This window comes from Bacteroidota bacterium, assembly GCA_035506275.1.
Taxonomy (GTDB): domain Bacteria; phylum Bacteroidota; class Ignavibacteria; order UBA10030; family UBA8401; genus JAGVPT01.
In genome coordinates, this window is sequence record DATJPT010000008.1 from 297,138 (window position 1) to 309,694 (window position 12,557).

The following is a 12,557-nucleotide window of genomic DNA, read 5'->3' on the forward strand; positions in this document are numbered from 1 at the left end:
TCACTCTACAAAATCTTATCTGCACTGTGGAGCACGCCGCCGTAGTAGAAATACACATCGGCGCTTTCCGGACAACTCGTCATGCGAAGTTGCAACTGCACCTATTTGAGAAGGAGAAGTTTCCTCATTTCCGACCGGTCGCCAAACTGCAGTCTGGCAAAATAAATGCCGCTCGCAAAATGTGATCCGTCGAACGTGACCTGATGATACTCTCCTGCTGCCGCGGTGCCGTCAAAAAGAGTGGCAACCTGCTGGCCAACGGCATTGTAAACCTGCAATCTTGCCCGGCCATCCGTCGGTACGGAAAACTCGAACATGGTTGTCGGATTGAATGGATTAGGATAGTTTTGGGACAGTTGAAAAGCAGCCGGCGCGGATCCGACGAGAATTGAGACCTCTTGCGAATATTTGAAAGCACCGCTGCGGTCAATCTGCTTCAGACGATATTCGTAGGCCCCGGGGGAGTTGACAAGGTCTTTATACATATAGCTCTTCGGCGAATTAGAAGTTCCCGCGCCGGCGATCGCGCCAACACGGATCCATTGTCCCCCTGCCAGTGACGGCGTTCGTTCAATTTCAAATTCAGCGTTGTTTATTTCTGTTGCTGTTGTCCATCGTAATTCGACGCTTAAGCTGTTTGAGGATGCGGTAAACGTTGTTAACTCAACCGGCATTGGGGCGTTCGGAGTAGCATAGATCCACGCAGCTCCAAAGTATGAGCTGTCTGCGTATCCCCCGACAATCGCAGTATTGCCGTCCCCTGAGATTGCGACTGAGCCTCCTCGAAATGCGGTACCAACAATATCTGTTGCTGGAAGCTTGTAGATTTCACTCCATTCCGTATCGTTCGGTTCATCGAGAGGCCTAAATATCCAAGCGGCTCCAGCGTAAGAGCTGTCTCCAACTCCGCCTACGATCGCTGTTCTACCGTCCGAGGACAGGGATACGGAACAGCCGATCGAAGGAGTGCCTGTCGTATAGTTAACAGGACGGAGCTCGTTTGCCCTTAACACCCATGTGCTGTCCGCATTCCTTGCAAATACCCATATGGCACCGACACTAGCGTAGTTATAGTCGCCCGATCCGCCGACAACGAGAGTATTGCCGTCGGACGATAACGCTACCGCACTGCCGAATGCGGAATTATTGCCTCCAACCAACTTATTGCCTTGTTCCACCCATGAAGTACCATTCCAGACATAGATAAATGCAGAACCATAATATGGGGCATCATCGTTTCCGCCAACTGCAACGGTATTGCCATCTCCTGAAATTGCAACCGAATATCCTTGTTGAGCCTGTCCAGAGTAATAACTGCTTACGAGTTTACTTCCGACCTGCGACCAAACAGTATCCGTCCTTTTATAGATCCATGCCGCACCTGTTGCATGATTATCATAGTAACCGCCGACAATTGCAGTATTGCCGTCAGCGGAAAGCCCAACGGACCAACCCTGGTATGAAGCGGGGAAAAAACTAAACACGTAATCATTTCCGACAAGTTTACTTCCCTGTTGAGACCATACTCCCGCGGTGCGAGAAAATACCCAAGCGGCACCGACTCTGTTATTATCATAGTACCCCCCTTCAATCACTGTATTACCGTCTGCCGATATGCCAACTGAATAGCCTTGGTTTGAAGTACCAGCATGATCTTTTCCGACTAACTTAGGTCCTTGTTGCGACCAATGCCCCCCTGAACGAGTAAAAATCCAAATCGCTCCGACACCTGCGCTGTCGTCCCATCCGCCGACAACAGCAGTATTTCCGTCCGCTGAGAGCGCAACAGCAGAGCCCTGCTCCGGCGTACTTCCGGTACTGCCAGTGCCAACTAGTTTTCCCCCCTGCTGACTGAACTGCGCGAAGGAACAAGTTGCGACGACCGCCGTCAGAACGAGAACCAATCTTTTCATTTTTACCTCACATGGTTTGATGATTAGGAGCTTCCACTCGAGCAGGTCGGTGGCTCTTCCTTCGTTCCTAACGCCTCGGCCGGGATGTAAATTCCTTGCAAGGAAACAGCCTTCCAAAAGAAAGCATTCCCTTGAAAAGGAAAACAATCTTCGCACTAAAGTAGTTGTAGGGGGATGGCAAATATCTACTTGAAGATACAAAAATGAAGGGGGCTTGTCAATCGGTGCGTGTATCGGCGGACACAGAGGCCCAAATAAAAAAAATAGCGGGCACCCTAGGAGTGCCCGCCGTCTTGAATCCTTGTTCTACTCATCTTCGCAATCTGGCGTCTGCGCTGAATCTGCGCCATCAGCGCAATCACGAAGAAATCGACTACTTAAGAACTCCCTCTTCTTCACTGTAGTCGATCGTTTTCAGGATCTTCGCGAACCGTTCCGGCATCGCGGCAAATGCATGTTCCCAGCACAGCGAGTTGGAGATGAACCAATTCGCCAGCGTATCGCCGTCGTCGTTCGACCACCGGTCCCAATGGCCGTCGCCGGGGCGCTGGATTCTCCACACAAATTTCTTTCCGCATTTACTGCATACGGCATTTTTGGACATCGACATAGGCCTGGCTCCGTAGAATGTTACTCGTGGTGCAGCGCAATTCCCGGTCTCGCCGGAGTTTCGGGAATAATTCTTCGCGCACAGATGAACGATCGTATTTTGTTCGCATCAAAGATCGGTGAGGAGGGATCAAGGCTGTTGATCTTTACCGTGCCAGACGCGTGAATGAACAATCGGTCCTTCAGGTACAGCGCAACGTGCAGAATTTCGCAGGGTCTGTTCCCGTTCGCTTTGCGGCCGAAGAAGAGCAGATCCCCTTTGCGCAAATTTTGAAATTTTTCTCCCGGCACAACGTCAACCCCCTCCTGCGCCTGCTGATATGCATCCCGATGAAGCTGGACGCCATTCATCCGATAGACGGTTTTTGTGAACCCGGAACAATCCACCGCCTTTGTCGACGTCCCTCCCCATAAGTACGGGACCCCGAGAAGCGACCGTGCAGTCCGCTCAACGCCGTCGGGAGTCGGCGTGATATTTTTCTCCCACGAGTCGAAATCGGCGAGATTCAGGTCCGGAATAAATCCCTTTCGCCCGTCCGGCAGCTCGACCCGGGTCCAAGCGCCGACTGAACCGATGCTCTTCACCAAAGATCCGGCGACAAGGTCGCAGACAGCCGGGGAATGCGCCTGCGGGAGCTCACGCATGGAAGCGTACGTCGATACGACGATCGCTTTGCGGGCATGATCCCAGGCATCCGCATTTTCTTTGGTACAGCGCGTGAATGATCCACCGCTCATCCATCCCAGATATTTGTCCGCGGTTTGAACGTAATACCAGCCGGACTCTTCCTTCAATAATTTTACAGCGCTCCCCATCGTCGCTTGAGAAAGAAGCTCCGACGAGTCAACCGGCTCTCGCCGCATATCCGCTATGCCCACGCTAACGATTCCCCGATTTCTTCCGCCAAGATCCGCTCCGGGAAGGACGGTAATATCGTCCGTGATTTTTTTCACGAGCGGAGACAGTGCCGCAATAAGAGCCTGTTTTGCGGCGGGGTCGTCAACCTCGCCGAAGAGTGCGATTCCTTTATTTGTCCTCTTTACGGTCACGGTAAAGATCGCAAGCTTTTTGTCGGGCGCGTATTGAGCATTAATGCGGTCGACAGCGTCGGTAAAGCGTCGGTTCTGCCGGGAAAGGTCCGAGCAACCCGGAAGGAAAAGAAACCACGAAAAAAGAAATATTAAAAAATCAGTTCGTTTCATTGGTCAAGAACGGGGTGAGTGACAGCAACATGATCAATATACGAAGACGGGGTAAAAAAGGCGAGAGGAAAAATTACCGAAAAACCGGCCTTATGAGGTAAACGATGCCCGGAAAAATCTGTTGGAAAGCGCAATGACGAACATAACGAGAACCGTCAGCAATGTGCCGTAGACCGACGCCCCGCCGATGTTGAACAGGCGCAGTTGAGAGAGAATTTCGACCGACACGGGGCGTGTCCCGTACGAATACAAGAGGATCGAAGAAACAAATTCCCCCACCGAGTTTATGAAAACGAGGAGGATCCCGGAGATCACCGAGGGCATAATGACCGGCAGAATGATCTTTCTCACCGTCCTTCCTTTCGAGGAGCCAAGCGTCTCGGCGGCTTCCTGGAGTGAAGGGTCGAGAGCGTCGAGCCCCGCCGCCGCTGAACGGTAAAGGAGCGGGAGGTTCCTGACAGCGTAAGCGATCGGCATGATCCACAATGTTCCGACGAGGATCGATTGGAATGAAAATATCGTCGGACGATTGAAGGTGACGATAAGGCCGACGGCGATCACCGTCCCGGGGATCCCGTACGGAAGAGAAAGAATGATCTCGAGCAGACGGTTTCCTCTGAACCTCTCCGTTTTGATCAAGAAAGCCGCCGTGACGCCGACAAGAATAACGATGATCACGGCAAGCAGCGACATCCAAATGCTGTTCAGGATGGGCTCAACAAGGCGCGCATCGCTGAAGAAACGCCGATAATTGTCGACCGAAAAAACATCCGGGAAAATCTGATATGTCCAGGAACCTTCCTTCACGAGTGAAATGAGAACGATCGTGAAGACAGGGAGGGCAAAAAGGATCAGCAGCACGGACATCAGCGTCAAGAGAATTCTTTTTGTCCATTTCCCATGAGATATGTTTGCCTTCCTCGGAACACCCTTCAAACTCGTGCTGCGTATGCGCGAATCCTGCCACCAGCGGAGGAACAAGAGAAGACATACCGAGATGACCGACAATAATATCGCCAGCCCTGCAGCGGCGGAATTGTCGCCGTTGAGTTTCGCAGTGTAAATTTCGAGCGTAAGAAAACGCGTGGTCCCGCCGAAGAGAAGCGGGGCAGAAAATGATGCCATGCTGGACATGAATGTCATCAGCGAAGAGCCGACGAGGGCGGGCGTTAATGCGGGAAGGAGGATCGTTCGTATCGTCCTCCCTCTGGCGGCGCCAAGGCTCGCCGACGCGTCGAGCATCGCTCCGTCCATCCGGGAGAGGGCGGCGGAAACGAAGAGGTAAAAGAAGACATAAAAGGAATAGACGTGGACCAGCACGATCGCCGTCCATCCATTCACGCTGAAGAAAGCAGGGGCCACGCCGAAGACCGACGCAAGAATGCGGGAGAGCATTCCGCTTTCACCCACCAAAAACAAAAACGAAATGACCCCGACGAGCGGCGGAAGTGCGAGAGGGATCAGAACGATTTTTGAGAAGAACGATTTGGCAGGGAAGTCAAGAAAGTGAAACACGTACGCAATGAAGGTCCCGGCGATGCCGCTTCCGATGACGCTCAGAATGGAAATGGCGACGGAATTGAAGGCCGCTTCCGGCAGCGTCGACCGGAAGAGATGAGCGTAGGTTTGCAGAGAGGCTCCGTGCCCCGCCGACGACAGGCTTTCCTTCAACAAGGCATACAGCGGAAAAAGAATGTATCCCGCCGCAAAGAAGACGACAACGGACAGCATCACGCGAGAACTATTGTCGAACCGCTTTGGCCCGCTATTCATTTCTGACCTTCCGCTGACCTGATTCGTTCAGAGAAAGATAGACAAGTCCGCCTACCTCCCCGTCAAACCCTTTATCCGAAGACGGGCGGACTGCTTTGACCAATTGTCCGGCGGCCTCAAGCGTGTACTCGACCGACGCGCCTGAAAATTGTTTGTCGATGATCCGCCCCTGCGCCTTTCCCCCTGCCCCCGAAAGGAGGATCTCTTCCGGGAGGATCGCTAGAGATTCATTCTCCATCAAGGAAGTGATCCCGAAATATTCCGAACATGCCGCCGGAGAAAACAAATTGGCGTGTCCAATGAAGGCGGCGGTAAACGCATTGCCGGGGCGAAAATATAATTCATCGGGGGTCCCGACCTGCTGTAGGGCCCCCCCCTTCAAAACTGCGATGCGGTCCGACAGCGCCAAGGCTTCCCCCTGGTCGTGCGTCACATAGATCGTGGTAATCCCCACTTCCCGCTGAAGTCTTTTGATCTCCGTACGGGTCTCAAGCCGCAAAGCATAATCGAGATTTGAAAGCGGCTCATCAAAAAGCAGAACCCCTGGTTCCACAACGACCGCACGGGCGACGGCAACACGCTGCTGTTCTCCCCCGCTGAGCAGCGGCACCTGAACGTTTGCCTTTTCTTGAAGATGGACTTTTTGGAGGATGCGCTGAACTTTCGCGTATACTTCGTTCTCCGGCACCTTCTTCGCCTCGAGCCCGTAAGCGACGTTTTCAAAAACGGACATGTGAGGAAAAAGAGCATAGTTCTGAAAAACAATGCCGACATTCCGCCGCTGAGGGGGCAACGATGTGATGTCGGAATTATCGATGAGGATCGATCCTGAGGAGGGCGTTTCGAGCCCGGCGATCATCCGGAGCAGAGTGGTTTTTCCGCAGCCGCTGGGGCCGAGCAGCGAAAAAAACTCCCCTTCATGGATCTCTAACTCGAGCGGAGCAAGGGCCCGAAGGGCGCCGAAAGACTTTGAAAGATTGTGAAGGCGGACGGAGGACAAGGAAAAATTAGGAATTAAAAATTAAGGATGAAAAACCGAGAAAATGTTCATTGTTCATTGATGGGAGTTAATTGCTCCGGCCTCGGCCTTTGACTTCCTCATCCCATTTTCTCATCCATTCCGATTCATGCTGGGAGACCAGATCCCAGTCGACGGGCATCGGAGTAAATGAAGCCGACGTAATCCAGGACGGGAGCTTCTCTTTTGGAAGTCCAGACCGGGCCGGAATGCGATAAAACTTGTTCGCTTGAAGAACGAGGCTTTCTTCGCTCGTCACAAACTCGTAGAATTGTTCTGCCAGCGCCTTATGCTTTGCCCCGGCGACGACGGCGATGCCGTCGGTGAGCAGGACTGTCCCGCTTGCCGGGACATTATAGTCGAACGGATAGTTATTCAATTTCTGCTGCAACACAACGTCCGGCATATCCCAAATGGACACGGAAGCTTCTTCGCGGGCAAGTTTCAGATACATCTGCGTCGGGTCGGGAGTGTATGATTTTGTGTTCGCATCCAGCCGGCGAAGCCAATCGAAGCCGTTCGCCTCAGATCCGTACTTTGCCAAGGATGAAGCCACCATGGCGGAGAAGATCACACGCAATGTTCCGGACGCAAGCGGATACCGGAGGATGATCTTGTCCTTCCATTGAGGATCGAGCAGGTCGTCCCAATCTTTCGGCGCATTGGCTTTGGTCAGAAGGCGGGAATTGAACACGATCACCTCCGGCGTAATGAACGTCCCATACCACATGTCGGCGGCGCTTCGATACTCCGGGGCAATGCTGTCCCCCCATGATGGACGATACGGCGACAGCAATCCTTCCTTTTCGGCCCTCATGAAAATTGTCGAGGGAGCCCCCCACCAGATATCGGCCTGAGGATTTGCCATCTCCGTCCTGATCCTGTCGTACGCTTCCTGCGAACCCATGTCAAGCCATTGGACGTCCACTCCCGGGTTGGCCGCCTCGAACTTCTCCGCAAACTCCTCCAGCATATCTTTGCCGTGAGGCGAATACACAACAAGCGGAGTTTTCGCCGGCTGCGAACATCCTGCTAACGCGGCAATGCAGAGCGATACAAACCAGTGTGAGATGTTGGTGCCGTTCACTTCTTGGGGTTACTTTTTGCTTCCTAAGGAAATCATATTGGCGAACATGCGAAAAGCGCCTTTGTTCACTTCCTTCAGTTCACGATACCACACGTAGGCGGTGTACACATACATGCCCTTGCCATAGTTTGTAAAAAGCAATCCGGTATCGAGAGGGGGCTCGCCGGGGTCCGAGCATGAGACGAGCTTCTCGTATTGGGCGGGTACACTGGCGGGCATATACAGCGAACGTTCCTGCACCCAATCGTTCCACGCCGTTGCGTCGATCGTGTTCGGTGCGTTGAAAAGAATGTTTCCGGGTTTCAGCACCGTCACGGGAGCCGTCTCCACCGTAATGCGGTTCCGGGAGATGGAGAACGGATACGGAGCGTATTCCGGCTTCCATTCCTCGGTCCGCTGGTACATCACGATGAGCGAGCCGCCGTTCCTGACATATTCCAGAAGACGGGCATTATTTTTTGCCAGATCAGGACGAAAGAGGTACGCGCGGATATCGACGATGATCGAGTTGTATCGCTGGAGATCTCCTGAGGCGAGGTCGCTTTCGGTCAACAGATGATAAGCCACATGGAGGTCGGCGAGGGTCTTGCTGAAAACGTCGTCGTAACTTTGAACGACGCCAACATTCAACCGGGGGGCAATCGCTACATCGAATTTTTTCAGCGCCGCCGATGCCGTGTCTCCGTCAATACACACGCGCACGTTGTAGGTCCCTTGCGGCAGGCCGGCTGGCGCAATGATTGTGACGCTGTCCGCGTCGACGCTGTCTTCCTTCGCAATAACAAATTCCGAATTTAGCGCCTCCCAGCCGGCAGGGATGATCGCTTGAACCCTTCCCGCGGCTTTTTTGGGGAAGTAGTTTTTAACGCTGAATGGGATCTTGAGCGGTTCATCGGTAATGCGAAACACCTGCGACGCGAGGGAAAGCGTTTGCAGGGGCGCGACGTCCATGAAGACCGGAATTTCTTCGTTGTCCCGTTTCCCGTTACGATCAAAGGAAACAGTCACGGTGATCAACGGGACCGTCCGCATCATTTCGTACAAGTGCCTGACCTTCGGATACGTGTACCGCGCGCTGCCGGAAACGGTAATTTCGTAAAGATTCTTGTTCCGATCGTCAAGCGGACGGCTTGTCCATCCTTCCGGCAGAACGAATTCTGCCGTCAGGTTGTCGATATGCGCCAGCGGCTTCAGTTCCAGCGTAAATTTTTGGTTCCTCACAACGATGGAGTCGGAGAGCACCGCGCTTACGGCCGGCTTGGTCGGAAGAAGCGGCAATTTCGATTCGCCCGGCATATGAAGGCCGCCAAGAAAATCATTCCTTACATTTTCAAACTTCCCGCTTTGGCGGATAAGGATGTAGCGTGTCGAATCAAAAAATCTGCCGAACCTCCCGCTCGCGATCACTTTGTCCATTCCCTGCGTCCGGTGCTGTGCAAGAGCTTCCATCGCCAGCTGCACAGCGGTCTTCCCGAGAGCGAGCGTATCGGTCGAGACGGGATTGACAACGTCCGGTTTGAGAAGCGAATCTCTCTGGAAGAAAATCCTCATGAACAATTTCTTCGGTTGGAACAATCCGATTCCCGGTTCTTTCAACTGTTCCGGATGATAATTCGGGTCCGCTGCGAGTGAAAACGCCTGCAAGGCCGCAATTCCCACGGCCTGATGATTCCCGTGCCCCGAGACGCTGTCATGGTTCGTAAAAAGAACTTCAGGTTTCAGTTTCCGAATAAGATAGACAAGACGGGCGACGGTGGTGTCTTTCCCCCACATGTCGAACGTCTCCTCCGCGGTCTTCGAAAATCCAAAATCGACAAAATTCAAGAAATAGACCTCGCTGCCGATGATGTGCGCTGCTCGTTCGGTCTCTGCTGTCCGCAGAACACCGAGATCGCTGTATAATTCAGGGCCGATTTCATTCTGTCCTCCTTCGCCTCGCGTAAAGCAGACAGAATACACTTTGACGCCGTATTTATACCGGTAATAGGCAAGCGTTGCCCCGTCTTCGTCATCCGGATGAGCAGAGAGATTCATGATGGATGGAATATGCTGCGAAAATAGCGAGGACGAAAAGACGGCGGTGAAGCCGAGAACAAGGAGGAACCTATTCATAGAATGTCGGCAAAGCGTGAGGGGGAAGAATTTTCTTTAATATATTCAATTAATGGGGAATTAACAATCGACAATGAACGATCAACAATGAACAATCGACAATTTTCGGATAACAAGCTAAATTGCCGGGTTAATTTTTTCCCACTTCTCTATTGCTCCCCGTACTATCTTAAAAAGCGGGTGCGGTTTCGGAAATGAGATGTCAACGACAGCCGCAAATTTTTTGCGGTCCCTTCTTCTCAGCTTTTTCTTGAGGTGCTCGAACTCGTATTGAAGCTGTCCCTTTGTCACTGCGATCTTCTTTGCCGAAAGTTTTCTGCCGATCTTCTTCCGGTCGAACGCATACCCTCGTTCGAGAGCTTCAGCGTACACTTCCGAAAGATAGCTGTCAATCAATTGAACACTGTCGTGCCTGGCGCGAAACCGGTCCAATTGCGGATGGTGCTGATATCCTCTCGTGCGTCCCTGAAGGACCTTCTTCGCAAGCAAGCTTTCACGCCATAGTGCAACCAGCCCCTTGGCATCGAGATATTGGGGATGAAGCGACCAGATTCTCATGCTTAAAAGCCTATCGAAATGCAATCATCAATGCGCATCCCAACGCTGGTTGGTCACGGGGGGAGCTGTCGGAACCATGATCGAAATAAAGCCATAACCGGCAGAACGGTGGCATCCATTGCAAGCATCGAGTGTCTGGCCGTAAGCAGGCGAAAATGCCGCGCTTGACCTGGCAGCGATGGCCTGGCGCATCAAAGGAAGCTGCGTCTCCTGCAGGCTCTGAAGAACCCCGGCGATATCCAGTCCGTTCCTGAACGCGTGAAGTGCCCGGGCTCCATCCATCGTTTCGCTCATTTCGTCGAGTTCGTATGAGGCCAGTTCCCAATTCGACGCCCCCACGGCAAACCAGAGTTTCGAGGCATGGAGCTGGATCGTTGTCATATATTCACCCAGGCCCGGCACCTGCTGTTTCAGTTGATCGAGCTGCTGCTGCAGGTCTTTGAGCGAATCCTGCAACATCGCAACCGTTGTCTTTAGGTCTTGTGGCTGCGGATCATTTCCCGCTGAGGCAATGTCCGAAGAAAAAATAAGAATGCCGAGGAACAGAAACGCAATGGACGCGATGACCGCTTTACTTTTACCCATTCGATGTACTCCCTTACATTAATCCGGCTGCTGAAAAAATCCATCCGAGGATCGCTGCACCAACAACAATCCACGCGGCATGAAGATTCCAGATCAAAATGACCGCGGCTGCGGCAATAAAGATCGTCCACGTCCCTGCATTGATCAGGGTTGCGATGCCGAGCGTTGCACAGACGGCCAGCATTAGACCGAGCGATGCAGCGTTCACACCGTCAAGAAAACCCGAGGTCGAAGGAGATTTCCGCAGTTTCGGCACGAACGGGCTTATGGCGAGGACATAAATGAACGACGGCAGAAATATGCCGGCCGTTGAGACCAGCGCCCCCGGAAAGCCGAGGATGACATATCCGATGAACGTCGCGGTTGAAAGGACAGGACCGGGGGTGAATTGCCCGACAGCGATCGCATCGAGCAGCTGCGTTTGCGTCAGCCAATGATTTGCGCCGACAAGCCCGCCTTGAAGAAAAGCCGCCAGGACGTAGCCGCTCCCGTAAAGGATTGAGCCTATCTTAAGAAAGAACAATCCGAGCCCCGGAACCGTCGGCGGGATGACCTCCCGCGGAACACTTTCCGACAACGAGACCAGCGCAACGGGAAAAACGACCATTGAAAAAATCGAAAGCGAACGCCCGATCAATCGTTTTCTATTTCCCCACACTAAGCCAAGAACACCGGCAGCGCCAAGCAGGAGGATCGCGTCGACGTGAAAAAAATTCAGCGCACCGACGGCAGCGCCCACGGTCACCATGAATGGATCTTTGATCTTCGGCCTGCCGAGGCGGATCAGCGCCGCAAGAATAATTGCGATGACCGCGGCGCGTATCCCCCAGATAAAGTTGGCGTACTGCGGAACGGATCCGAACTGAACATAGAGATGAGCCAACAAGAGCGTCATCGATACAGCCGGGAGGATAAAGCAGACTCCTGCCGCCACCAAGCCTTTCCATCCCGCCCGGAGGTAACCGATATGGATTCCCATTTCGGTCGAGTTCGGGCCGGGAATGATGTTCGTTGCGCCGAGTAGGTCAAGAAAGTATTCATGGGTGATCCATTTTCGTCTCTTGACAACTTCATCTTCCATCATCGCGATGTGCGCAGCGGGTCCTCCGAACGAAATCGTTCCAAGCCGCAAGAACAGAAGGGCAACATCCTTCAACGCACCGCCGGATACTCGCGGGCGGGCGGGATCGTCTCTTGAATCTCCCATCACCTGTGAACCTTCTTTTGAATATTACTACATCAACTTCTGTTCTCTTTCCAGTCGCATCCAGTGGAGCAGCCGGTGGGCCAACGGCGCGATGATAATACCGGCGACAACAAGAAAGACCATCCCCGAAAAGAGGGCATAAAAGGAGGCAAAAATTTTTCCGGCGTTCGTGTGCAGTTCATTCACGGGCCCCATCCCTCCCAAAAGCATTGAAGCATTGAGCAGCGCATCGATGAACGACAGACCTTCGGTGATGCAATATCCGGCAATTCCCAAACCCAGAGAGATAACAACGATCGAGGTAGCAAGCAGCCAATGAAACAGCATCCGGCGGAGAAAACGCTTCCGCTCTAGTAACGGTTTGGAGGTATGTTCGTACATTGGAATTCGGTAGTGTCTGGATTATTTTTGAAGAATTTAGAATACAGAAGTCAGAATACATTAATCAATTGCTATCATCTAATTCCGTATCTTGTCTTCTGTCTTCTGACT

11 protein-coding genes are annotated in these 12,557 nt (G+C 52.8%); all 11 read right to left on the bottom strand.

Annotated elements, in window-relative coordinates:
- Positions 1-101: 101 nt before the first annotated feature.
- Positions 102-1,913 (bottom strand): T9SS type A sorting domain-containing protein, encoded by a 1,812-nt coding sequence (locus VMF88_06660; GenBank protein HTY10737.1) that lies wholly within the window; start codon positions 1,911-1,913, stop codon positions 102-104.
- A 373-nt stretch (positions 1,914-2,286) separates the two neighbouring features.
- A complete protein-coding gene (locus tag VMF88_06665) occupies positions 2,287-2,523 on the bottom strand; it encodes a hypothetical protein (GenBank protein HTY10738.1) in 237 nt (78 codons plus the stop codon).
- Positions 2,524-2,543: 20 nt separating this feature from the next.
- Positions 2,544-3,725, bottom strand: a complete 1,182-nt coding sequence (locus tag VMF88_06670; GenBank protein ID HTY10739.1) for an NlpC/P60 family protein — start codon at positions 3,723-3,725, stop codon at positions 2,544-2,546.
- Positions 3,726-3,815: 90 nt separating this feature from the next.
- On the bottom strand, positions 3,816-5,498 hold the full coding sequence (locus VMF88_06675) for an iron ABC transporter permease (protein ID HTY10740.1): 1,683 nt from the start codon (positions 5,496-5,498) through the stop codon (positions 3,816-3,818).
- The gene (locus VMF88_06680) at positions 5,491-6,498 is read right to left on the bottom strand and encodes an ABC transporter ATP-binding protein (GenBank protein ID HTY10741.1); all 1,008 of its coding nucleotides are present in this window, start codon (positions 6,496-6,498) and stop codon (positions 5,491-5,493) included. Before VMF88_06680 ends, VMF88_06675 begins: the two co-directional genes overlap by 8 nt.
- 67 nt (positions 6,499-6,565) lie before the next feature.
- A complete protein-coding gene (locus VMF88_06685; protein HTY10742.1) occupies positions 6,566-7,603 on the bottom strand; it encodes an extracellular solute-binding protein in 1,038 nt (345 codons plus the stop codon).
- 9 nt (positions 7,604-7,612) lie between these two features.
- Positions 7,613-9,715, bottom strand: coding sequence for a PIG-L family deacetylase (locus VMF88_06690; protein ID HTY10743.1), 2,103 nt, complete (start codon positions 9,713-9,715; stop codon positions 7,613-7,615).
- Between the two features lie 117 nt (positions 9,716-9,832).
- Positions 9,833-10,273 (bottom strand): pyrimidine dimer DNA glycosylase/endonuclease V, encoded by a 441-nt coding sequence (locus VMF88_06695; protein ID HTY10744.1) that lies wholly within the window; start codon positions 10,271-10,273, stop codon positions 9,833-9,835.
- 27 nt (positions 10,274-10,300) lie between these two features.
- A complete protein-coding gene (locus VMF88_06700) occupies positions 10,301-10,858 on the bottom strand; it encodes a hypothetical protein (GenBank protein HTY10745.1) in 558 nt (185 codons plus the stop codon).
- A 13-nt stretch (positions 10,859-10,871) separates the two neighbouring features.
- Entirely contained in the window at positions 10,872-12,065 is a 1,194-nt protein-coding gene (chrA, locus tag VMF88_06705) for a chromate efflux transporter (protein HTY10746.1), read from the bottom strand.
- Positions 12,066-12,092: 27 nt separating this feature from the next.
- The gene (locus VMF88_06710) at positions 12,093-12,446 is read right to left on the bottom strand and encodes a hypothetical protein (protein ID HTY10747.1); all 354 of its coding nucleotides are present in this window, start codon (positions 12,444-12,446) and stop codon (positions 12,093-12,095) included.
- Between the last annotated feature and the right edge of the window lie 111 nt (positions 12,447-12,557).